Here is a 22,110-nt window from a genome sequence, read left to right as displayed (position 1 = left end):
TCATGGAAGCACAAGCACTGACCAGTACCGCCCCCGCAGCCCTGCTGCACGACATTGGCGAATTGACTGTGATCAACGACGACAACGGCCGTTGCCACCACAAAGTGGCCATGGTGCTGGTGTTTAACAGCAACGAAGAAGCGGCGGCGTGCATGGAAGCCGGCCTGGTGCGACTGATCCCGTCGCACGATCTGAGCCCCGAAGCGACGGAGTACCTGAACCGTGGCTGACATCGCTGACACCGCCGGCGACCATATCGAGAAAGAGCTCGAAATGGTACTGGCGAATCACCGCAACCGACAACTCGCACCAGCGAGCAGCGACCCCTACTGCGAAGAGTGCGACAACGAAATTCCCGCAGCAAGACGCGCCGCCCTACCCGGCTGCGCAAATTGCGTGGACTGCCAGCAAATGATTGAACACCAAAAAAGAACCCGCGGAATATAAGGGACACATTATGAAAACGCTGACGCTATCAAAAAACCAGATGCAGGAAGACCTGTACATTCGCGCAGAAGAAATCTTTCTGCTCACCGCCATCATTGTTCGCCGTGGCATTTCCAATGGATTTGTAGAGCTGTCCGGTCACGTGCAGAGACTGTACGCGCGCCTGCACCCTGTAGATCAGTCTTATGGAGAGGGCCACAAACCACACGTTCTGGCCGAACTCAACTTAGACATGGGCATTGACGAGCGCGATTCGCCTGAGCTCCAGGCGAGGATTCACGAGAAAGGCATGAGCGAATCGGAGGCTTATATACGCTACCTGGACCACCTGATCGCCATGGGCAAGCCGATGATTTCCGGGCCCCCATCAATGGCTATTTTCTGCCAGTACCCCGAGTGCAGCTGCCCGTTTGACATGGGGGCTGATAACCAGTGTTTACGCGGGCTGAAACAGCCAGAGAAAACAGCAACCGCGGGGACTTCATCATGAATCAGCGTCCCAGTGAGTTTAACCAGTCCGTGGCGGACGCCGATATTAAGTTGCGCAACATGGCCGACAAACGGCCGATCCAGTGCCTTGAAAAGGTAGCCGCCATATTTGGCTGGTGGGCCCTCTCTGGGGCCAACCGTGAGGAGCACAAAACCCTGCGCAGCCTCGCAGCCAGGCACGCCCGCCGGGCACTGAAGAACCTGGAGGCCCTCAATGGCTAGAAAACCGAAGCGCCGCAAGAATCACAGCGCCGCCGCGCGCGATCAGCGGCTGTTCGCGAACTCCCGGGTGTGGACCTGGGAGGGCCTGGTCAGCCCCGATAACGGCCAAAAATACACCACGGCAGAGCGCTTACTGCCGTTTGGCTGGGTCGATATGGGCGACGACCTTGCGCAACACCTGGTCAAGCGCCCCCGAAACTGGCTGGTCGCGGTGCGCGCTTTATGCCGTGCGCCGGACGGTGTCAGCTGGATGGAAAGCCGTTATTTTGACCTGCCCAGCTACAGCATTCAGCAGGTGGCCGAGCTGTACCACGAGCTGCGCGCCGATGCCCTCAAGGCACAGCGCACCGCGCAAGTGTACGACATGGGCTGGATCTGCCAGACCTGGCACGGCAAAAAGCCAGACGACCCGCTGGAGCTGTGGCACTACCAATACGCCCCGGCAGAAGCGATCCGGCAAGTAACCAACGACGAAAAACTAATAGCCCGCATGGCCGGCCCCGGCTACAGCCAGGAGCGGTACGACCGCTGGCAACAGGTTAACGTGGAATACCTGGAAGAGCGGAAACGGGAATTGGAGAAGGAGAAGGCGGCGTGAAAGAAGCAATGATCGAAATGATGTTTGAAAACAACCTGCGGGCTGAAGTCATCATTCACATTCCTACCATGCTGGCTCAAGACGCCTGGCCGGATGTTGCCCGGGAAGCCTTCATGGAGGACGACCCGGACCCGCTTTGGGAGGAAATCGGCATCGAGCAGCCATACGACCTCGACGACGAAGGGCTGACATTCGAGCACCTAACCGACAACCGGAAATTCGGCTACCTGGTTAAGTTCGCAACTCCGGTACCGCAGGATATTAAAACTGACTCTCACCGCCTGTCGTGGGGCTACTACAGCATGAAGTGGATCTACGCCGAGACCTATGAGCAGGCATGCGAGAAGGCGCTGGACTGGCGTCAGGAGTTTGTCGACAAGAAACGGAAGATGGCAATCAAGGAGTCGCGCAATGGACAATAAAAGGATCGTGGAGTGCCTGATTGTCGGCTTAGAGAATCTGAAACTAAATGCCACTGACAACTACAGTCGCGGCTACATCAGGGCCATGCTACAGGATGCCAACCGCCTTCTGCGCGCCGAGAAGGATGCCGGCATACCCGAAACCAGACTGAAGTGCGCGGGCATGATCGATCTATTTGACGAGGATGAGCCTGGAAACAAGGAGGTCGTCAAGTACGGGCTTCTTCTGGAGTTCCCTAATCGAGAGGCTATGGCTGAAGCGTTTGAAAAGGGCGTCTGCAGGTATTCGTTTGGTTTCGAGAATCCCGAGCCAGGGCCTACCTTTTCTTGCCCAGAATGCTGTGCTGATATGGCCGTCTCTGACCAGGGAGACCCTGAGTGCGATACATGGAGCTGCCCTGAATGCGACTTTAACGAGCCTGATAATAAGGGAGCGCTTGATGGCGGAAGTTAAAGGCGGTCACCTCGCCCGATCCGCTGCCATGCTTTGCCAGGATGAAGCCTTCCGGCTTTACCTGGACAGGGCCCAGGCACACAAAAGCGGGATTGATATTCCCGATGGCACCCACACGGTTGACGATGCTCGTGATCTGATCTTGGACGCCTGCGGCATCAACAGCCGTGCAGAGCTGGATCACAACGTAGGCGCGGCAACCCGGTTCCGGCAAATAAAGAACCACTTCCAGCGGTGGCAAGGCCGGCAAGCCCGGCGAGGGGCGCCCACTCAGTGAGACCGGTGTCCCTGCAAACCTTTATCGACATCGTCTATGTTGATGATAAAGAACCGCCGTCACTGGCAACGATTCGCCGGCGCTGCCCTGAAATACCCGGGGCATTCAAGGATGGCCGGCGCTGGCGAATTGACCTGGACGTGTATTACGAGACAATGAATCGACGGGTCAGGGGCCTGCCGGAGTGTCGGCAGGAGCTTGGCTTTCTTCAAAACCTCGCCGAGCAACTGACATAACATGGCCCCACCACGCCGAAAGCCTGGCCAGGAGTGGCTTGACCGCTACCCTGGCCTTTACATTCAGGCCCGCGATGGCATTTTTTACGTACGCCATCCGGTCACCCGCAAACAAGGAAGCTTACAAACCAAGGATCGCCAGACGGCCGTGCGCCGTTGGGCGATTCTTCAGCAAATGTGGGAGCAATCCACCACAGATTTTGACGCTGAACTGCTGTCCGGGAATATCTCGGTAGCCAAGCCCGCCGATCCGGCCAGTCGCACCACCCTGAAAAGCTACCTGCAGAAGTGGCGCACTCAGACCCTGGGGCACAGCGTCATCGACGGCCAGGTCATCTGGGGCGAATGCCACATCCTCAGCCAGCGCGGCCGCAACAGTGGTCGCCCAATCGCTCTGGCAACCCGCATCGACTACGCCAACGACGCCCAGCAACTGGAAGCCAGCGACGATTCCAGCTTCACCCTTTCTGACCCGCACTTGCTGCGCAAGGTCCGCACCCTGCTATCACCGTGGATCACAAAGCCCACCCATTACAACGGCTTGCGCAACACTCTTTCGAGAGTGTTTAGCCATGCCGTGGATAGCGGGCTAATCGACAGAAACCCCATGGCCGACATAAAGAAGGTTAACGAGCCCAAGCGCGAAGTGCTGGTGCCAGACCATGTATTTGCAGAAATTACCGCCCTCCTATGCGTTCACAAACTCAACAAACAAGCCCACGACGGCACCTGGCGGGCAAAGATTTGCGACCTGATCTACATGATGAGCCAGCAACCCATCGATGTTTTTGGCCTGAAAGAAGACCAGATTCACGATGACCAGGGCCCGTTTGGCGAGATCCACTTCGCCAGGCACAAAACCGGCGTGCCCATCATCATCGAAATGAACAAAGAACTGCGGCAGCTGGTCGACTGGTTCCGCGAATGGAAGCGCAAACAGGGCATTATTTCCCCGTATCTGATGGTTTACCCCCAGTATTTCGACAAGCGCAGCCGCACCAAGCCGGTAAAACACCGGTTTATGCAGCTGTCATGGGCCCAGGCGTGCACAGATGCCGGCTACAAGGGGCAGTATCAGCTGAGAGACTTGCGCAAGAAAGGATTAACAGACGAATTCGTCTCCCAAGGCGAGAACAACAAAGGCGGCCACGAAACCGAAGCCATGCGCAAGCACTACCGCCTGATCCGGCCCCCAGAGCGCAGCAAATCCACATTGAAATCACTGCGCAAAGATAGCAGCGCGTAATAGAAAAAAGACGGGAAAATAATATCCCCCCGATTTGGGGAATATTCCTGAAGATCAGCAACCTGGTTCTTGTTCAAAACTGAACAGGGGCCCTAGCGTTAATACAGGAAGGAACTGAAATGAGCAGTCAATGCCCTAGCAATCTGTTTAACAATGCAATCTCCATAATCCCCGGAGACCGCAGCGGCGAAGCTGAAAGTTATTGCAACGCAAGAGACCTGCATGAAGCCCTGAAGGTGGAGTCTCGTTTCAATGACTGGATTGCCAGAAGGATAAAAGAATACGGATTCGTTGAAGGGACAGACTTTTACTCAATTTTGAGTAAAAGTATTTCTGGAAGGTCTCCCGTGGAGTACCAGCTAACGATCGATATGGCCAAGGAGCTCGCCATGGTAGAAAAAACAGAGGTTGGCCGCCAGGTGCGCCAGTATTTCATCAAGGTCGAGCAGCACGCCCGAAAACTGCTCATCGAGCAGGCCAATCAGGTGCAGCCTATCGAGCAAGTAAAGAAGCGCATAAAGGACAACGGCAAGTTTAAGTACTTGATTATACTGCAAGAACAAGGGCAGAAGATCGCCAAAATGCTAACACAAGAGAGCGACCCGCTGGAAATCTACTACCTGCACTGCCAGTTGCGCCAAGTTAATGAAGCCCTGGGCATACCAACACTGCCGCTTGAGCGCTACGGCGGCCGAAAAGCTTTAACGGAATAAGAACAACCGGAGTTTAAGCGCCTTTTTGGCTAATCGATGTCGGCATGATGTCGGCATGATGTCGGCATGATGTCGGCATCGATACACCGGCCGCAGAGTAGCGCTGTAAGGTATTGGATTTAAAAGGAAAAATTGGAGGCGCGGGCCGGAATCGAACCGGCGTACACGGAGTTGCAGTCCGCTGCATAACCACTCTACCACCGCGCCGGGTATAAAAGCCTGAGGGAGTAATAGACTTTTACGTCCTTGGAAATCGGATGATAATTATCGTATTCCGAGGATTGTTTGATCTCTGCAATTTCGCCCTGTTAAAGGGTGAGAAATTGGAGCGGGAAACGAGATTCGAACTCGCGACCCCAACCTTGGCAAGGTTGTGCTCTACCAACTGAGCTATTCCCGCAATCTGTTTCGAGACATTGCCTCGTCAACGGATGCGTATTCTACGGATTCCTTCGTGAAGGTCAACAACTTTTTTCAAGTATTTGTTTTATCACTCATTTACGGTCATTTTTTATCCAACGCCGCGATTTGTTACGCGCTTCGCTGTGATATAATGGCCGGGACTCAACGGGGTGTCCTTCAGGGGCTGAGACCATACCCGCGGAACCTGATCCTGATCATGCTGGCGAAGGAATTGAGTGCACACCCTTATTGGTGAGCTCACCGCAACACGGCACCTCTCCATAATTATTGGCTGCTGAGGTTGTGCCACCATGTTTACTCGCTTCTCTGCCCTGTGCGGGCTCATTGCCACGATTTTGTTGCCGCTGGCGACCAGTGCCGAACCGTCCCAAACACTGACGGTCTACACCCATCCTTCTTTTGCGGCGGAATGGGGCCCGGGCCCTGCGGTCAAGACGGCGTTCGAAGCCCGGTGCGAGTGCCGGTTGGAGTACGTGGTGCTGGGCAGTGGTGGCGACATTCTGCAACGGTTACGCCTTGAAGGCGACCGGACACCCGCCGACCTGGTGCTCGGCCTGGACACCGGCACCATGGAAGCCGCCCGCGCGACCGGCCTGCTGGCCCCTCATCACACCGATCTTGCCCCGCTGGCCCTGCCGATCGAATGGCATGACCCGGTGTTTGTTCCTTATGACTGGGGCCACTTCGCCTTCGTGTACGACACCGAGCAGTTGCCCGAACCGCCCCACAGCCTGGAGGCGCTGCTGAACGCCCCGGAAGACGTCAAAATCATCATTCAGGACCCGCGCACCAGTACACCCGGGCTGGGTCTGCTGTTGTGGATGCGCCATGTGTACGGTGAGCAGGCACCCGCCAAGTGGGCGCAATTGCAAAAGCGCATCGTTACCACCACCAAAAGCTGGAGCGACGGTTACTTCTCCCTGTTCATGAACGGTGAAGCGCCGATGATCCTGTCCTACAGCACGTCGCCGGCTTACCACATGGCGATCGACAAAACTGATCGCTACCAGGCGGCCAGGTTTGACGAGGGCCATTACTTGCAGGTGGAAGTGGCTGCGGTGGTGGCCCCGTCCGACAATCAGGCACTGGCGCGGACGTTTCTCGATTTCATGTTGACCGCCGACTTTCAGCGGGAAATTCCGCTCAAGAACGTCATGCACCCGGCCATCGATCTGGGCGACGAGCTGCCCGAGGTGTTTGCCCGCCTGATCGAGCCGGAATCAACCCGCTATTTCCAGCCGCAAACGGTGGCCCAACACCGTAAAGACTGGGTGGATGAGTGGCTCGACGCGATGACGCGCTGAGTCCGGCGGCTGCCATGACACACCACCTGCAAAGAATACCGTTCAGCAAGCCCGGCTGGCGGTTGTGGCCCGGGACTTTTATGGCCGCCGCCATCATCCTGCTGACCCTGAGCGGGCTAAGCGCCCTGCTCTGGCAAGCCCCCGTGCTGGAGGTCGCTGAACTGTGGCAAAGCCGGTATCTGCGGGGCGTGGTGCATTTCTCCATCTGGCAGGCGTTGTTGTCGGTAATCCTCAGTCTGCTGGTGGCCTTGCCGGTGGCCCGGGCGCTGGCCCAATTGCGGGTATTTCCCGGCCGTTCTCTGCTGCTGCGGCTGATGGAATTGAGCCTGGTGATGCCCACCATTGTGGCGGTGTCCGGCCTGATCAGTGTCTATGGTCGCCAGGGCTGGCTGACGGTATGGGTGCAGGACTGGCTGCCGGCCCTTGGCTGGAACCTTTATGGCATCAACGGCATTGTCCTCGCCCACGTGTTTTTCAACGGGCCACTGGCCGCACGTATCCTGCTGCAGGCCCTGGAGGCGGTGCCCCAACCCCAGCAGCGCCTTGCCAGCCAGTTGGGGCTCAGCAGCTGGTGGCGGTGGCGGGCCCTGGAATGGCCGGCCATCCGCGCCGTACTGCCCGGACTGGGAGCGTTGATATTCACCCTCTGTTTCACCAGCTTCGCCATTGTGATGACCCTGGGCGGCGGGCCCTCGGCGACCACCCTGGAGGTGGCCATTTACCAGGCGCTGCGCTTCGAATTTGATTTTGGCCGGGCCGCCTTGCTCGCCATGGTGCAGCTGCTCATTTGCGGGTCATTGTGGTGGGGCGTGTTGCGCAAGGGACTGAACACCGATCTGGCCCCTCAACGCACGTTTGCCCAACACCAGCTGTTTGTTACCGCGTCCCGCACCAGCCGGCTCCTCTACGGCCTGCTGCTGGCCGGGTTTGTGGTGTTTATGCTGCTGCCCTTGCTGGCCGTGGTGACCCGGGGACTGCCGGGCCTGTGGTCGACAGAGGTGTTCGCGCCCGGTTCCGCCTTGCTGGACGCCACCCTGCGCAGCCTCGCGATTGCCTTGCCCGCCGGGGGCGTTGCCGTGCTGGTCGCATTGTTGCTGCTCGCAGCCGGCCACCGCTCGCATCGATGGTTCACCCGAACGTCCGAAGCGGCCGGTTATCTGCCGTTGATGGTGCCGCCACTGGTTCTGGGCACGGGTCTGTTTCTATTGTTGCGCCCCCAGCTGGGCGCAAGCAACGAAGGTCTGTTGCTGGTTACGGTGATCAATGGAATGATGGCCCTGCCGTTTGTGATGCAGGTGCTGCGCGGTCCCTTGCACAGCCTTGACACCCCCAGCCGTAATCTGGCGGATCAACTGGGCATACTGGGCTGGTACCGCTGGCGGTGGCTGCACTGGCCCCGCATGCGACGACCGTTGGCGCTCGGCATGGCCTATGGGATCGGGTTGTCACTGGGGGATTTTGGCGTGATCGCCCTGTTCGGCACCCCCGGAAAACCCACCCTGCCGATGCTGCTCTACCAACAACTGGGCAGTTACCAGATACATGCGGCAGCGGCCACCGGACTCTGGCTGGTGCTGCTGTTGCTGACGGTCTTTGCCGTGTTCAACCTTCTGGGGTGGTCAGGGTCGCAGCGCCCGCGACTGTTCCCTCTGACCCCCATCCCGGAGCCCCGTCATGCTTGAAGTCCGTCAGCTGACCTTCGCCTACCCCGAACAAAGCGAGCCCTGGTGCTTTGACTTTCAGGTTCCACCGGGGCAATGCCTGGCGATCACCGGCGCCAGCGGTGCGGGCAAGTCCACCCTGCTCAGTCTGCTGGCCGGTTTTCTGCGGCCCGCCTCGGGCAGCATCCGCTGGCGCGGAGAGGCGCTTGAATCCCTGCCTCCCGCCGAGCGACCGGTGACCAGCGTGTTTCAGGAACACAATCTGTTTGAACATCTCGACGTGCACACCAACATTGCCCTGGGCCTGCATCCGGGCAAAAAACTGTCCGCCGGGCAACACCGCGAAATCGACGCTGGGCTCGCGCGCGTGGGTTTGCCGGGGTTCGGCAAGCGCATGCCCGGGGAGTTGTCCGGCGGGCAGCGCCAGCGCGTAGCGCTGCTGCGCTCGACGCTCCGCAAACAGCCGCTGCTGTTGCTCGATGAGCCGTTAACCGGTCTGGATGATCAGGCTCAGGCCGTCATGCGCACCCTGTTACTGGAGCAAAAGGCCGCCGGTGTGACCCTGATCCTCGCCAGCCACCACGAAGAAGACCGACAAGTCCTGGCCGACAGAAACTGGAATCTTTAAGTTTGTGATTTGTTTGTTAAGCTTGAAGAATAGACCGCCGCAGGGTATTCAAGCACGTGATCGGCTCACCAGTATCCGGCCGCACGGCCGGACACCTAGATGAACACGCGAGCCAGCTCAGCATTAGCGGAGACTGGCTGCTGGACCATTACCCGCAACTTGAACAGCAGATTCAGTTAAAACTGAACCAGGGCACCAGCGCCATCTACTCGGCGGAACAAGTCAATGTCGATGCTTTGGGCGAGTTGGACACGGCGGGGGCGTCCCTGCTGCTGGACTATCTGGGACCGGCTACACTGGCCCGGATTGCCGAGCACTCCCCCGGTTTGTCGGCAGAAAAATCCGCCTTGATCCAGGCGGTGATCGAGGCCATGGCCGATCGGCACCCCCCTGAACCCGAGACCCTTTCTTCCATTCGGCGCTTTCTGACGGACACCGGCCGTCAGGTGGAAGCGCTTGCCCGGCTGCTGTGGTTGCTGCTCGGGTTTATCGGCCAGATCCTCGCCGCATTAGTCTGGATCACCCTGCGCCCCCTTCGCTGGCGTTTCACCCCGTTCGTCGCCGCCCTGCAAGAGACTGGCCTCAATGCCTTGCCCATTGTGGCACTGCTGACCTTTCTGGTCGGTGCCGTGGTGGCGTTTCTCGGCGCCACCGTGTTGCAGGACTTTGGCGTCACTATCTATACCGTCGATCTGGTGGCCTTCTCCTTTCTGCGGGAATTCGGCGTGCTACTGGCGGCGATTTTGCTGGCAGGTCGCACCGCCAGCGCATTCACCGCGCAGATCGGCTCCATGAAAGTGAATGAGGAGCTGGACGCCCTGCGCACTCTGGGGCTCGACCCCATTGATTTGCTGGTGGTGCCCCGGGTACTGGCGATGATGGTCAGTCTGCCCATTCTCAGCTTTGTGGGGATGATTGCCGGCATGGCGGGGGGAGCCCTGGTGTGTGCGCTGGCTCTGGACATTTCTCTTGCTCAGTTTTTGGCCATAGTCGAACAGGACATTACCGTGCGCCACTTTTATGTGGGCATGTCGAAAGCGCCGGTTTTTGCATTCCTGATTGCCGCGATCGGCTGCCTGGAAGGCTTCAAGGTCAGCGGCAGCGCACAGTCGGTGGGCACCCATACAACCTCCAGCGTGGTGCAGTCCATCTTTACGGTCATTCTTCTGGATGCTCTGGGCGCGCTGTTTTTTATGGAAATGGGGTGGTGATCATGACAGCTTCGCAAGTCAGGGAAACGGTGATCGAGGTGCGGGATTTGCACAACCGCTTTGGCAGCCACATCGTTCATGAGCACCTGAATCTGGATCTGTACCGGGGTGAAATTCTCGGCGTGGTCGGGGGCTCCGGGGCGGGAAAATCGGTGTTGCTGCGCAGCATTGTTGGTTTGCACCGTCCCTCTCACGGCGAAATCCGGGTCTTCGGCCAGGACCTGCTGGCGCTGGCCAAAGCTGAGCGCTCTCACGTGGAACAGCGCTTTGGGGTGCTGTTTCAGCGCGGCGCCCTGTTTTCTTCCCTGAACCTTCAGGAAAATGTCGCCATCGGGCTGATTGAACATCGGGGTCTGACGCGACCCTCGGCCGAAAAACTGGCGCGCATGAAGCTGGCGCTGACCGGACTGCCGGCCAGTGCGGCGCTGCAATACCCGGCGGAACTGTCCGGTGGCATGATCAAACGGGCGGCCCTTGCACGGGCCTTGGCGCTGGAACCGGAAGTGTTGTTTCTGGACGAACCCACCGCCGGCCTGGATCCGATTGGCGCCGCCGCGTTTGATCGCCTGATTGTGACCCTGAGCCAATCCCTGGGCCTGACGGTTTTTTTGGTCACCCACGACCTCGACACCCTCTACACCACCTGCGACCGCGTTGCCGTGCTGTCACAGAAAAAAGTATTAATTGCCGACACGCTGGCGGTTGTGGCCGACACCGATGACCCGTGGATCCAGGACTATTTTCATGGCCCCCGTGGCCGGGCCGCCAGTTACGCCACCTACCCCATTGTTCACCCCGTTAAGGAGCCCAGCTAATGGAGCCGAAAGCGCATCATCTGTTGATCGGCGTGTTTACCGTCGGGGCGATGTTAGCCGTGCTGGGGTTCGCACTCTGGTTAGCTAAAGCATCGGCCGGCCGGGAGTGGGCCTATTACGACATCGCCTTCGATTGGGCGGTGAGCGGCCTGTCCAAGGGCAGCCCGGTGCTTTATACCGGGGTTGAGATTGGCAACGTCGTGGAACTGCGCCTGGCGCCGAATGATCCCAACCAGGTCCACGTGCTGGTGCGCATTGACGACAACATCCCCATCCGACAGAACACCCAGGCCGGCCTGGTTCTCACAAATATAACCGGCAGCAGCAGCATTCAGTTCAGCGGTGGCACACCGGACAGCCCAATCCTGGAGGGCAAGCGGGACGATCCACCGGTGATTCCGGCCACCCGTTCCTTGTTCGACAGTCTGGCGAACAAGGGTGAGGCCTTGCTCAATAAGGCTGATGCCTTGCTGGCCAGTGCCGGCCACCTGCTATCGGAGCAAAACGCCGAGCACCTCACCGCCATCCTGCAAAACACCCGCACGGTCAGCGAACTCTTGCTGGGCAGCCAGGAACAGATAGGAAGCTTGTTGGCGCGCCTGGAGGAGACTGCCACCCAGGCCAGCGAGGCGGCGGCTCAGGTGTCCAGACTCACCGTCAGTGCGGATCAACTGCTGGTGAATCAGGGGCGTGAGGCCCTGGACTCATTGCAACAGGCTTTGGCCAGCATCAATCGGGTCAGCCAGCGCCTTGACAGCCTGACGGCCGCCAATCAGGGGGCGCTAAATGATGGTTTGCAAGGCATGGGCGAGCTGGCACCGGCCATGCGGGAATTGCGCCACACCCTGCGCAGCTTCAATCGGTTTGCGCGGCGGCTGGAAGACGACCCCGCGGGCACCATCTGGGGCAGAAACGATATCAAGGAGCTGGCGCCATGAAACCAAGCATCAGCGTGACCGCAGCGGTCATTGCAGGGCTCATGTCGCTGCCGGGCTGCACGGTGCTGCCCCGCCCCGACCCGCCCCGGGTCATGGACTTTCCGGTTCCCGAGCTACCCCGCCAGACCGACGGTGCCGCGCCGGCCATGCCTGTCACACTGCGGGTAGACACGCCACACGCGTCAGAACCGTTTAACGGCACGGGAATACTCGCCAAACCGCAACCCTGGGAGTTCCGGATCTACGGCGGGGTGCGCTGGCGCGACAACATTCCGGTGATCATGCGTGACCTGCTGGCGGGGGTGCTACGCAGCAGCGGCAGTTATCACGGCGTGATCTCCGATACCAACCCGGCCACCGCGCAGCACTCGCTGATCACCGAGTTGTCCGCGTTTCATACCGAACGTCCCGGGTTAACCGCACCCGATACCACCCGGCAATACGACGCGGTGATTGAACTGCACGCACAATTGCTCGACAATCGCTCACGCGCGACCCTCTGCGCGCGAAGTTTCCGGGCCACGGAGCCCATCCGCCCGGAGGATACTGCTGTAGAGGCGGCCGTACTGGCACTGGCGGCAGCGGGCCAGGCTCTGGCTCTGGAACTCCGTGACTGGCTGCAGGCGTGCCCGCATCAACCCTGATCAGGGAACAGATCGGGCCAGGCCGCCTTGAGATACAACATCATGGACCACAAGGTCAGACCGGCGGCGATATAGAGCAGCACCAAACCGGCGGTGGACCACAGCAGGCCCGGAGGAAAGGCCAACAAGGTGATGATCGCCACCATCTGGGCGGTGGTTTTTATTTTGCCTATGTAGGACACCGCCACACTGGCACGGCTGCCCATTTCCGCCATCCATTCGCGCAACGCCGAGATGACAATTTCCCGACCGATGATGACCACTGCCGGCAGCGTGAGGGCCACGCTACCGTACTCTTCAACCAGCACGGTCAGCGCCACCGCCACCATGAGTTTGTCCGCTACCGGGTCGAGGAAGGCACCAAAGGGCGTGCTCTGGTCAAGCTTGCGGGCCAGGTAACCGTCCAACCAGTCGGTCACCGCGGCGAGGGTAAAGATCGCCGCACTGACCAGGTAGCGCCACTCCACCGGCAAGTAATAAATACCCACGAACACCGGAATCATGACGATTCGGGACAGGGTCAAAATATTGGGTATGTTCATGCTCGTGCTATCCATCATGCAAAGCGGCGTATATGGTTTCCGCCAGGGATCGGCTGATGCCCTGAACTTTGGCCATTTCATCCACACTCGCCTTACGAATTTCCTGTATGCCGCCAAAATACCGAATCAGCTCCCGGCGGCGCTTAGGGCCCACACCCTCAATTCCTTCCAGTGTCGATTGGCGGCGTTTCTTGTCCCGGCCCGCACGATGTCCGGCAATCGCAAAGCGATGCGACTCGTCGCGGATATGCTGAATCAGGTGCAAGGCCGGGGAATCGGCCGGGGCACGGAAAACTTTACCGGACATCGCATCAATCAACTGTTCCATACCCGCTCTGCGACCGGCCCCCTTGGCCACGCCTATCAGAGGAATACCAGAAAGCTCAAACTTTTCAAATACTTCTCGAGCGATATTAAGCTGCCCCTTACCACCGTCGATCAACACCAGGTCCGGCCGCTTGCCTTCGCCTGCGGCCAGTCGCCGATAGCGCCGGGTCAGCACCTGCTGCATGGCCGCGTAATCGTCGCCCCCGGTCACACCTTCGATATTATAGAGGCGGTAATCCGCTTTCACGGGGCCATTCTCATCGAAAACCACACAGGATGCGACCGTGTGTTCACCATGGCTGTGACTGATATCGAAACACTCCATCCGCGAGGGTGTATCCTCCAGCTGGAGCAGATCCCGTAATGCCAGCAGACGACGGTACACGGTCTCTTTGCTGGCCAGATGGGTCAATAGGGTTTGCCGGGCATTAGTGGTCGCCAGTTCCAACCAGCGTTTCCGTTCGCCGCGCACGTTACCACGAATCCGCGTTTCCCGACCGGCCATCCCGGAAAGCGCCGCCGCCAGCAGCTCGCCTCCGTCTACCTCGACCGGCACCAGAACATCCCGGGGAATTTCCCGGCGAGTGTTGCCACCGAAATAAAACTGCCCCAAAAAGGCGCTGAGCAACTCCCCGTCGGTCTGCTCGATGACATAACGGGGAAAATACTCTTTGGTGCCCAAAACCCGCCCGGCGCGCACAATCAGCACCACCACGCACACCACCCCGGCGTCCTGGGCGATGGCAAGCACATCCGCGTCACCGCCGCCGCTGTCCACCGACTGCTGCTCCTGCACGTGTCGCAGGTGGTTAATCTGGTCGCGGACAGCCGCGGCTTTCTCAAATTCCAGAGCTGCGGCGGCGGCTTCCATTTGCGCCATCAGGTCACGAATAATGGCGGGGTTCTTGCCTTCCAGAAACATGGTGGCGTGGACAATGTCCTGACGGTACTCTTCCGGCGAGATATAGCCCACACAGGGAGCAGTACAACGGTTGATCTGATACTGCAGGCAGGGGCGGTTCCTGTTACTGAAAAAGCTATCACTACAGTCCCTTATGCGAAATATCTTTTGCAGAACATTAAGACTTTCCTTCACCGCTCCCGAGCTGGGAAAGGGCCCGAACCAGGTTCCCCGGTCCTTTTTCATGCGTCCACGGCGCAGGGTCAGCGAGGGATAATCGGCGTGGGAGGACAGGTAAATGTAGGGATAGGATTTGTCGTCCCGCAGCAGAATATTGTACGGGGGCCGCAGCGATTTTATGAGGTTCTGCTCAAGCAGCAGCGCTTCGGTTTCACTGCCGGTGATGGTGACCTCGATGCGGTCAATGCGGCTGACCAATGCGTCGGTCTTGGTGCTCAGCCCGGACGCGCGGAAATAGCTGCTGACCCGCTTTTTGAGGTTGCCGGCCTTACCGACATACAGGATGGCACCGCCCGAATCGTACATACGATAAACGCCGGGGCGCTCGGTCAGCTGTTTCAAGAAGCTTTTAATATCGAAACCTGCAGATTCAGTTCGTTGCTCGCCGGTGAGGTCCGGACCGCCGTCAAACCTTGTCGGCATCAAGCAACCCGAGCCTTACTGCCATCAACGCCAACTCGACGTCACTGGAAATGTTCAGTTTTTCAAAGATTCGATAACGGTAGCTGTTAACCGTTTTGGGGCTGAGATAGAGCTTGTCGGAAATATCCTGAACCTTGTGGCAATCCACGACCATCATGGCTATCTGCATCTCGCGTTCAGACAAACGGTCGAACAGGGATTCGTATGCGTCACCACCCGCATCGCCACCCAACTGCCTGAGAGCCATCTTCTGGGCGATTTCAGGGCTGATATAGCGCTGCCCGGCGTGGGCCATGCGAATGGCGCGTACCATTTCACCGATATCAGCCCCTTTGGTGATATAAGCCGTTGCGCCCGCCTGCATAACCCGTGTGGGATACGGGTCGTCCGCACATACCGTCACGACAATCACGCGGATGGAATCGTCCTGACGCAAAATACGGCGCGTAGCTTCAAGCCCTCCGATGCCGGGCATACGCAGATCCATCAACACAATGTCGGGGCGCTGCTTGCGAACCGCCTCTATGGCTTCTTCACCGGAGGCGGCCTGCCCAATGACTTCAATGTCGGGGTTATCTCCAAGCATCCGGGTAATGCCTGACCGAACCAGTTCGTGGTCATCTACAACCAATATACGTATCAAAGCTCACCCCGTACTAGGCTAACGCTGCTAAGGAGCATATTAACAGGTATAAATTGTACCCTTTAGCATACTGTAAAGGTAGTGACACACTTCAAGAATGCGTTGGGCGGCCCAGCCCTGCGGTGTTTTCGACCGGATCAAACCAGACCACCAGTTCGCCGTTACGCACCGCCTCCAGCACTCGTGATTTTTCTGCCAGGGGTGACACGGTATCGTTCAAACCGTGATACCGGGTGCAATATTCTTCAACCAGACCAGTCAACTGGTCTTCCGTCAATAACTCGCTGTCCACGATGAACTCCTCTTCCCGGGGATCCGGTTGCGGCTGGTGCCCTGTCTGGCTGTTCATACACGCTCCTTTTCAAACCAGACATGGTACGATTTATGATCACCGGGGAAAAGCCCCTGACCTGGCTAACCATCGCCCGGGGTTAGCCAGTGCCGTCTGGCGCAGTGCGAAAACGGGCCATCAACCGCCGCAGGACCAGAGACTCCTGTCGTAAGGATTCACTGATCCCCCGTGTCTCTGCCACGCTTGCAATCAGGAATTCCGCCCTTTCATCCAGCTTCGCAGAGCCGCGCTCCACCCGAACGACCTCTTCCCGCTGAACGGACACCGCCGAGGTGATTTGATCACTGTGTCCTTCCAGCTGCACAAACCGCCCTTGCAGGCGTTCGAGGTGCATTTTCAGCCCCGCCAGATGCGCCTGATTCAGTTCCCCGGCGTCGCGCATTTCGGTGAGCAAGCTGTCCATCTGGCCCACACCCGCGGTCAGTCCCTGTACCCATTGCGCGATGCGCTCCGTGGACTCTGCGGTGCGCCGGGATAAAGTTCTGACCTCATCCGCCACTACCGCAAAACCGCGCCCCTGATCCCCTGCGCGGGCGGCTTCAATCGCCGCATTGAGCGCCAGCAAATTGGTCTGCTCGGCAATATCGGCGATTACCCCCGTCACCTGCTCGATGTTGGCATTGGCGTCGGTCAGTGCCTGAATCGCAGCAGCCACCCGCGTCACCACATCCACCGTTCGTTCGGCGGCGTCCTCGCTGACGCTCAGGCTCTGCTGCAACTCGGCATTGCCGGCAACGGCCTCCCGGACAACCACCGCCGACCTGTCCGCGGCCTGCTCTATGACCGCTGCCCGGTCAGTGATGGACGCCATGGAACGGCTGACATCCTGAATCTGCCGACGGGTGCGTTCGGCATCCCCCTGCAAGACTTCCGCCCCCTCGTCCAGCGCACCGGCACGGGCATTGATGCCCTCGGTGGCACTTCGGACATCCGCAATAAACTGCTCGAATCGGCCGACGAGTGCGCCCAGCGCCCGACTGACCCCGGCCACTTCATCCCGACCCGCAAGCGCGGGCACCCGGGTCAGGTCGTTGGTGCGTTCCATGGCGACCAGTTTCCGCTCCACCCCGTGCAGCCGGAGAATAACCGAGCGACGCAACCACAGAGTCATAACGACCACCACCAGAAGAAAGGCCAACGAGCCACCCGCCAGCCACACTTGCTGATCGCCCAGATACTGCAGCAAGTCCTCCGCGCCGGCGGCAACCCGGCCGCGACTCTGCAACTGGCGCTGCTGAATGGCCGCCAGCATGGGCTGCAGCGTAGGAAACAACTCAAAATCCACGACCTGGCCCACGCGATAATAACTCTGCTGCTGCACGCCCTCGCCCATGGCCGCCAGCAATGCGCTGACCCGGTCAAACTCCCCCCTGTGTTCGGCGGCCCAGCTGTCCAGGCCGGGATCGTTACTGACCGCTTGCCAACGGGCGGGGATGGTCCGTTCCAGCTCGGCAAACCGCGGCACAATGTCCTCCCACAGCAGCAGCTGGGCTTTTATCTGATAGGCCAGATCCTGCAGCCCCCGGTGGCTTTGCTCCAGGTCCAGCAGCAACCAGGATTCGTTGAGACTGGTGTGGACCAGGGTTCCAGAGGCTTCTTCGGCCTTGAGAATGACGTTCCAGGACAAGGACGCCAGACCGCTCAACGCAACAACACACAGACAGGCAAAACACAGTATTCGCGAACGCGCCGTTCCAAGCATGATCACCCCCCGACGAAACCTGTCCCGCAGCATACGCAGCGTTGATGACATTTTTATTTCGCTGGTTTCCCAGTACAATCAGCCCCCGAGCCACGAAGCCCGCCTGCGCGCTGCAATAGCCGCCCCGGTTTCCCTGACATCATCGTTTTTCAACAAACTGAACGCTAATGAACCACTCCATCTTTCGTTTGACTCTGCCTATCCTGTTCGGCTACCTCCCCCTCGGGATGACCTTTGGCATCTTGTTTGTCGGCCAACTCGATTACGCCTGGTGGATTGCCCCGCTGATGGGGCTGATCATCTACGCCGGGGCGGGCCAGATACTGGCCATTGGTCTGTTGGCGGCCCACGCCGGGCTGCTGGAAGTATTCGTCGCCATGGCGGTGCTGAATGCCCGCCACCTGTTCTATGGTCTGTCCCTGCTGGGACAGTTTCAGGGCGCGGGCTGGCGCAAGCCGTACCTGATCTTCGGCCTCACCGACGAAACCTATTCGCTGCTCACCAGCCGTGAACGCAGCGGCTCCCGCGAGGAAGAACAGCGCACCGACTTTCTGATCACCCTCTACAATCAAGTCTACTGGCTGATTGGCTGCGCCACCGGTGCCTGGCTGGGCAGTGCACTCACCTTCGACAGTACCGGCATGGAGTTCGCACTCATTGCCCTGTTTATTGTGCTGGCGATTGAGCAATACAAAGCCCTGGGCGAGCAAAAACCCCTGTGGATGGGCGCCCTGTGTGCCGGCGCCGGTATCCTGCTGCTGCCGGCGGCCCATCAGTTGATTGGCGCGATTGCTCTGGTAACCGGTGCCCTGCTCCTGGAGTACCTGCAGGCACGCACGCCGACCGCCCCGGAGGAATACCGCCATGGCTGAATCCTATTATCTGGCCGCGTTTATCGCAGTGGCCGCACTGGCTACCTTCGCAACCCGGGTCACCCCGTTTCTGTTCCTGTCTCGTCACAGCGATCACCCGTTGATGAAACATCTGGGCAAGTACCTGCCGGCTGCCGTCATGGCCTTGCTGGTCACCATTTTTCTGGCGCGGGCGGCCGACTGGTCAGCCCCGGCATTCGGTGCCAACGCATTGATTCCCAGCGCGCTCGTGGCGATACTGCACCTGTGGCAACGCAATGCGTTGCTGTCGATTATCGCCGGCACGGCAAGCTACATGCTGATCCAGCAATTCCCGGGTTAAGGCAATAAAACAAATAATTGGCGGAAATGCGCATTCGCGCTTGCCAAAGCCTTTTAAAACCATTAAAGTTTGCGCCCTGAAATCAGCTCACTGATTTAAAACGGTTTATTGAAGAGCGGGTTTCAACAAGTTATTGGAGAGGTGGCCGAGTGGCTGAAGGCGCTCGCCTGGAAAGCGTGTATACGTGAATAGCGTATCGAGGGTTCGAATCCCTCCCTCTCCGCCAATTTAAAGCCCTGATCTATGTACATAGATCAGGGCTTTTTCGTTCTTGGGGCAAAACCGGGGCAGAATCAGACTTCACCTGTTCGCCGTTGTCCGCCTCACACCCCAGCCTTGGTGATGCTGCGCCCAGAAGGGCGTCGCTGTTCGGCCCACAGAGCAATGCCCCGGATCAGCCGAGGTACTTGCGCGGCACCCGTCTGGTGACCCCGGTAAACAAATGGTAAGCGATCGTATCGCAGTGGGCGGCCACTTCGTTGGCGGATAAGGTTTCGCCCCAGAACTCCACCTCACTGCCCACGCCCGCCGCTGGCAGATCGGTCAGATCCACGGTCAACATGTCCATCGACACCCGCCCAATCAGCCGGGTACGCTGGCCATCGACCAACACCGGGGTGCCGTCATTCGCTTGCCGGGGGTAACCGTCGGCATAGCCCATGGCGACGGTCCCTACCCGGGTCGGGCGCTCCGCCAGAAAACGTCCGCCATAACCGACACCCGCGCCCCGATCGGTCCACCGTGTGGCGATGACCTTGCTTTTGAGGGTCATGACCGGGCGCAGTTGCGCGCTGTCCGGATTGTCTACAGTCAGCGGGGACGCCCCATAGAGCATAATGCCGGGCCGCTGCCAGTGGGCCCGTACCTGCTCATGGGCCAACAGCCCTGCGGAATTGGCCAGACTCAGCTCAACCGTCGGTTCCAGAAAGGTCGCGGGCAGCCGGGCAACCTGAGTCGCGACCGACACTCCGGGGGCGGAGCAGTCGTCGGCGTTGGCCAAATGGGTCATCACCACCAGATTCTTTACCTGACGCAGACTTTTCAGCTGATCGTACGCCCTGACCGCCTGCGCGGGACTGAAGCCGAGCCGGTGCATGCCGGTGTCCACTTTCAACCAGACCGGCACCGGACGGGACAGCGAGCGGGTTGCCAGGGTGTGCAACTGTTCCTGATTGTGCACCACCGTCCAGAAACCCTCACGGGCGATGACGTCCAGCTCTTCGGCCTCGAAAAATCCTTCCAGCAGCAAAATCGGCTGGCGCAACCCGGCGGTCCGCAGCGCCATCGCCTCTTCAATACACGCCACCGCAAACACCCCAACCTCCCGGGCGAGGTATTCGGTGACCTCTGCCGCGCCGTGGCCATAAGCGTCGGCTTTGACGACCGCGACGGTTTGCCCGTGAGGGGCCAGGGAAGCGGCCAACTGATAATTGGCACGAAGATTATCCAGTCTGATTTCAGCGACTGCGGGTCTGGCCATATTTTCCACTCATTCGCTTGGTTGACAGAATCGCTATGACATCGATATCGGTGCTTGATCTCATCGATCATGCCTCCTGCATATCGCGCCGGGTTAGTGTAAAAAACGGTCGATCGACAGACCCTGAGGGTCGATCTCGGGGGGCGTGTTATTGATGACATCTGCAATCAACCGCGCCGAACCCTGCGACATTGTCCAGCCCAGTGTTCCATGCCCGGTATTCGTATAGAGATTGCTGATCGGTGTCGAACCGATGACCGGCACACTGTCCGGCGTCATAGGCCGCAGGCCGCACCAGAATGTGGCTTTGCCAAGGTCGCCGGCACCGGGGAACAGGTCATTGACCACAAATTCGGTGGGCTTGCGCCGTTTGTCTTTCAGACTCAGATCAAAATCGGCGATTTCGGCGGTGCCGCCCACCCGGATCCGGTCCTCAAACCGGGTGACCGCCACCTTGAACGCCTCATCCATGACCGTGGACTGGGGCGCTTTGGCGTCGTCCAGCAATGGCAGGGTCAATGAATAGCCCTTGATCGGATAAATCGGCAGTTTGAACCCCAGCGGGTTCAGCAGCAATGGCGAGTAACTGCCCAAACAAACCACGTAAGCGTCCGCCGAAAGCTCACCCCCGGAGGTATGTACCGCAGTAATCTCCCCGGCGGAGGCTTCAAGCCGGTGCACTTCCGTGTTGAGCAGGAACCGCACTCCGGCAGCGCGACAATGCGCCGCCAGACCTGTGGTGAATTTATGACAGTCGCCGGTGCCGTCCTGGGGAAAGCGCAACCCCCCGACGAATTTTTTCCGCAACCCGGGCAAGGGCCGGCTCGTGCCGGATACACTCGGCGTGATTGATCAGCTCGTGGGCCACGCCACACTCCCGGAGGGTCGCGAGATCAGCGTCGATGGACTCCATTTTGTGCTGGTCGCGGAACAGCTCGATGGTGCCTTGGGTGCGATGATCGAAGTCCAGTGGCACCTCCCGGACCAGCTCCTCCAGGCAGGTCCGGCTATATTCCGAGATTCGCAACATCCGTTGCTTGTTGGTGCGATACGCCTGTTCGCCGCATTGCCCCAACATCTGGAACAGCCAGTTGGCGGTCCGCGCATTAAACGAACTGGTACTGACCAGGATCGGCGCCATGTCCTGCATCATCCACTTCATGGCTTTCAGCGGGATGCCAGGCGCCGCCCAGGGACTGGTATACCCGTACGACAGCATGCCCGCATTGCCAAAGCTGGTTTCGGCGGCTACCGCAGAACAGCGCTCGACAACGGTCACCTCATGACCGGAACCGGCCAGATTCCACGCGGTGGAAACACCTGCAACACCGCCTCCCAATACAAGAACTTTCATGATGTTAAAACTCCGCCATAGGGCATAGATTGGAAACTCAGTAACCCCGGCAGGGCTACACTTTTCGCCAAATTGACACAGCTCAGCAAGCGATTGGTGAGAGGGAACCAGCGACAGCGTCGACGCCCGGTTGATTCACCCGGCCAGTGGCGGGTAATGAAACCGGTGCCCGGGTATCACCCGGCTCGCTCGAAAAAGGGCTCGCCCCGCGACGTGGATCAGTT

Annotated in this window: 26 protein-coding genes, 3 tRNA genes, 1 pseudogene and 1 riboswitch; of the genes and pseudogenes, 21 read left to right on the top strand and 9 right to left on the bottom strand. The window is 59.1% G+C overall.

The window, feature by feature from the left end; translation table 11 throughout:
• The first annotated feature begins 2 nt into the window (after positions 1-2).
• The 11 genes from BG841_RS14030 (at position 3) to BG841_RS13980 (ending at position 5,104) form a co-directional block, all read left to right on the top strand.
• Positions 3-230: a hypothetical protein gene (locus BG841_RS14030; protein ID WP_070058212.1), complete on the top strand. Its 228-nt coding sequence runs from the start codon at positions 3-5 to the stop codon at positions 228-230.
• Positions 223-447 carry a TraR/DksA C4-type zinc finger protein gene (locus BG841_RS17745; RefSeq protein WP_070058211.1) on the top strand — a complete coding sequence of 75 codons (225 nt, stop codon included), beginning with the start codon at positions 223-225 and terminating at the stop codon, positions 445-447. Before BG841_RS14030 ends, BG841_RS17745 begins: the two co-directional genes overlap by 8 nt.
• 10 nt (positions 448-457) lie before the next feature.
• Positions 458-937: a hypothetical protein gene (locus tag BG841_RS14020; protein WP_070058210.1), complete on the top strand. Its 480-nt coding sequence runs from the start codon at positions 458-460 to the stop codon at positions 935-937.
• A complete protein-coding gene (locus BG841_RS14015) occupies positions 934-1,158 on the top strand; it encodes a hypothetical protein (RefSeq protein ID WP_070058209.1) in 225 nt (74 codons plus the stop codon). Before BG841_RS14020 ends, BG841_RS14015 begins: the two co-directional genes overlap by 4 nt.
• A complete protein-coding gene (locus BG841_RS14010; protein ID WP_070058208.1) occupies positions 1,151-1,756 on the top strand; it encodes a hypothetical protein in 606 nt (201 codons plus the stop codon). Before BG841_RS14015 ends, BG841_RS14010 begins: the two co-directional genes overlap by 8 nt.
• Complete coding sequence (locus BG841_RS14005) at positions 1,753-2,178, top strand: hypothetical protein (protein WP_070058207.1); 426 nt, start codon at positions 1,753-1,755, stop codon at positions 2,176-2,178. Before BG841_RS14010 ends, BG841_RS14005 begins: the two co-directional genes overlap by 4 nt.
• Positions 2,168-2,632, top strand: coding sequence for a hypothetical protein (locus tag BG841_RS14000; RefSeq protein ID WP_070058206.1), 465 nt, complete (start codon positions 2,168-2,170; stop codon positions 2,630-2,632). Before BG841_RS14005 ends, BG841_RS14000 begins: the two co-directional genes overlap by 11 nt.
• Positions 2,619-2,909, top strand: coding sequence for a hypothetical protein (locus BG841_RS13995; RefSeq protein ID WP_070058205.1), 291 nt, complete (start codon positions 2,619-2,621; stop codon positions 2,907-2,909). Before BG841_RS14000 ends, BG841_RS13995 begins: the two co-directional genes overlap by 14 nt.
• Complete coding sequence (locus tag BG841_RS13990) at positions 2,906-3,145, top strand: hypothetical protein (protein WP_070058204.1); 240 nt, start codon at positions 2,906-2,908, stop codon at positions 3,143-3,145. Before BG841_RS13995 ends, BG841_RS13990 begins: the two co-directional genes overlap by 4 nt.
• 1 nt (position 3,146) lies before the next feature.
• A complete protein-coding gene (locus tag BG841_RS13985; protein ID WP_228141668.1) occupies positions 3,147-4,391 on the top strand; it encodes a hypothetical protein in 1,245 nt (414 codons plus the stop codon).
• A 119-nt stretch (positions 4,392-4,510) separates the two neighbouring features.
• Complete coding sequence (locus BG841_RS13980; RefSeq protein WP_070058203.1) at positions 4,511-5,104, top strand: antA/AntB antirepressor family protein; 594 nt, start codon at positions 4,511-4,513, stop codon at positions 5,102-5,104.
• 133 nt (positions 5,105-5,237) lie between these two features.
• Here the strand turns inward: BG841_RS13980 and BG841_RS13975 are convergent.
• Positions 5,238-5,311, bottom strand: a tRNA-Cys gene (locus BG841_RS13975).
• A gap of 117 nt (positions 5,312-5,428) precedes the next feature.
• Positions 5,429-5,504: transfer RNA gene (locus BG841_RS13970), tRNA-Gly, on the bottom strand.
• 158 nt (positions 5,505-5,662) lie between these two features.
• A riboswitch (TPP riboswitch) is annotated at positions 5,663-5,755 on the top strand.
• A 62-nt stretch (positions 5,756-5,817) separates the two neighbouring features.
• On the opposite strand from BG841_RS13970, the gene thiB reads away from it, so the two are divergent.
• The 7 genes from thiB to BG841_RS13935 are packed head-to-tail and all read left to right on the top strand — an operon-like array spanning position 5,818 to position 12,728.
• A complete protein-coding gene (gene thiB, locus BG841_RS13965; protein ID WP_070058202.1) occupies positions 5,818-6,831 on the top strand; it encodes a thiamine ABC transporter substrate binding subunit in 1,014 nt (337 codons plus the stop codon).
• Positions 6,807-8,513 (top strand): thiamine/thiamine pyrophosphate ABC transporter permease, encoded by a 1,707-nt coding sequence (gene thiP, locus BG841_RS13960; protein ID WP_228141667.1) that lies wholly within the window; start codon positions 6,807-6,809, stop codon positions 8,511-8,513. Before thiB ends, thiP begins: the two co-directional genes overlap by 25 nt.
• Positions 8,506-9,120, top strand: a complete 615-nt coding sequence (locus tag BG841_RS13955) for an ATP-binding cassette domain-containing protein (protein WP_070058200.1) — start codon at positions 8,506-8,508, stop codon at positions 9,118-9,120. The genes thiP and BG841_RS13955 overlap by 8 nt, the downstream gene beginning before the upstream one ends.
• Positions 9,121-9,176: 56 nt before the next feature.
• Positions 9,177-10,331, top strand: coding sequence for an ABC transporter permease (locus tag BG841_RS13950; protein WP_083260268.1), 1,155 nt, complete (start codon positions 9,177-9,179; stop codon positions 10,329-10,331).
• Between the two features lie 2 nt (positions 10,332-10,333).
• Positions 10,334-11,146 carry an ABC transporter ATP-binding protein gene (locus tag BG841_RS13945; RefSeq protein ID WP_070058849.1) on the top strand — a complete coding sequence of 271 codons (813 nt, stop codon included), beginning with the start codon at positions 10,334-10,336 and terminating at the stop codon, positions 11,144-11,146.
• Positions 11,146-12,084, top strand: coding sequence for an MlaD family protein (locus BG841_RS13940; RefSeq protein ID WP_070058199.1), 939 nt, complete (start codon positions 11,146-11,148; stop codon positions 12,082-12,084). Before BG841_RS13945 ends, BG841_RS13940 begins: the two co-directional genes overlap by 1 nt.
• Entirely contained in the window at positions 12,081-12,728 is a 648-nt protein-coding gene (locus BG841_RS13935; RefSeq protein ID WP_070058198.1) for an ABC-type transport auxiliary lipoprotein family protein, read from the top strand. Before BG841_RS13940 ends, BG841_RS13935 begins: the two co-directional genes overlap by 4 nt.
• On the opposite strand, the gene pgsA is transcribed toward BG841_RS13935, so the two are convergent.
• The 5 genes from pgsA to BG841_RS13910 form a co-directional block, all read right to left on the bottom strand.
• Positions 12,719-13,270, bottom strand: a complete 552-nt coding sequence (pgsA, locus tag BG841_RS13930; RefSeq protein WP_070058197.1) for a CDP-diacylglycerol--glycerol-3-phosphate 3-phosphatidyltransferase — start codon at positions 13,268-13,270, stop codon at positions 12,719-12,721. The genes BG841_RS13935 and pgsA overlap by 10 nt on opposite strands.
• Before the next feature lie 7 nt (positions 13,271-13,277).
• The gene (uvrC, locus tag BG841_RS13925) at positions 13,278-15,161 is read right to left on the bottom strand and encodes an excinuclease ABC subunit UvrC (protein ID WP_070058196.1); all 1,884 of its coding nucleotides are present in this window, start codon (positions 15,159-15,161) and stop codon (positions 13,278-13,280) included.
• On the bottom strand, positions 15,145-15,804 hold the full coding sequence (uvrY, locus tag BG841_RS13920) for a UvrY/SirA/GacA family response regulator transcription factor (RefSeq protein WP_070058195.1): 660 nt from the start codon (positions 15,802-15,804) through the stop codon (positions 15,145-15,147). The genes uvrC and uvrY overlap by 17 nt, the downstream gene beginning before the upstream one ends.
• A 91-nt stretch (positions 15,805-15,895) precedes the next feature.
• A complete protein-coding gene (locus BG841_RS13915) occupies positions 15,896-16,153 on the bottom strand; it encodes a hypothetical protein (RefSeq protein ID WP_070058194.1) in 258 nt (85 codons plus the stop codon).
• An 82-nt stretch (positions 16,154-16,235) separates the two neighbouring features.
• Positions 16,236-17,858 (bottom strand): methyl-accepting chemotaxis protein, encoded by a 1,623-nt coding sequence (locus BG841_RS13910; protein ID WP_070058848.1) that lies wholly within the window; start codon positions 17,856-17,858, stop codon positions 16,236-16,238.
• Positions 17,859-18,025: 167 nt separating this feature from the next.
• On the opposite strand from BG841_RS13910, the gene BG841_RS13905 reads away from it, so the two are divergent.
• From BG841_RS13905 to BG841_RS13895, 3 genes are all read left to right on the top strand, one after another.
• Entirely contained in the window at positions 18,026-18,730 is a 705-nt protein-coding gene (locus BG841_RS13905; RefSeq protein ID WP_070058193.1) for an AzlC family ABC transporter permease, read from the top strand.
• Positions 18,723-19,052: a branched-chain amino acid transporter permease gene (locus BG841_RS13900; protein ID WP_070058192.1), complete on the top strand. Its 330-nt coding sequence runs from the start codon at positions 18,723-18,725 to the stop codon at positions 19,050-19,052. Before BG841_RS13905 ends, BG841_RS13900 begins: the two co-directional genes overlap by 8 nt.
• A gap of 135 nt (positions 19,053-19,187) precedes the next feature.
• Positions 19,188-19,278, top strand: a tRNA-Ser gene (locus BG841_RS13895).
• 168 nt (positions 19,279-19,446) lie between these two features.
• Here the strand turns inward: BG841_RS13895 and alr are convergent.
• Both alr and BG841_RS13885 read right to left on the bottom strand, forming a co-directional pair.
• Entirely contained in the window at positions 19,447-20,532 is a 1,086-nt protein-coding gene (alr, locus tag BG841_RS13890; RefSeq protein ID WP_070058191.1) for an alanine racemase, read from the bottom strand.
• Positions 20,533-20,625: 93 nt separating this feature from the next.
• A pseudogene (locus tag BG841_RS13885) lies at positions 20,626-21,886 on the bottom strand (D-amino acid dehydrogenase).
• Between the last annotated feature and the right edge of the window lie 224 nt (positions 21,887-22,110).

This window comes from Marinobacter sp. X15-166B (assembly GCF_001752365.1).
Classification (GTDB): Bacteria; Pseudomonadota; Gammaproteobacteria; order Pseudomonadales; family Oleiphilaceae; genus Marinobacter.
Note: the sequence above shows the minus strand (reverse complement) of the source record. Positions and strands in the feature narration are given on the sequence as shown.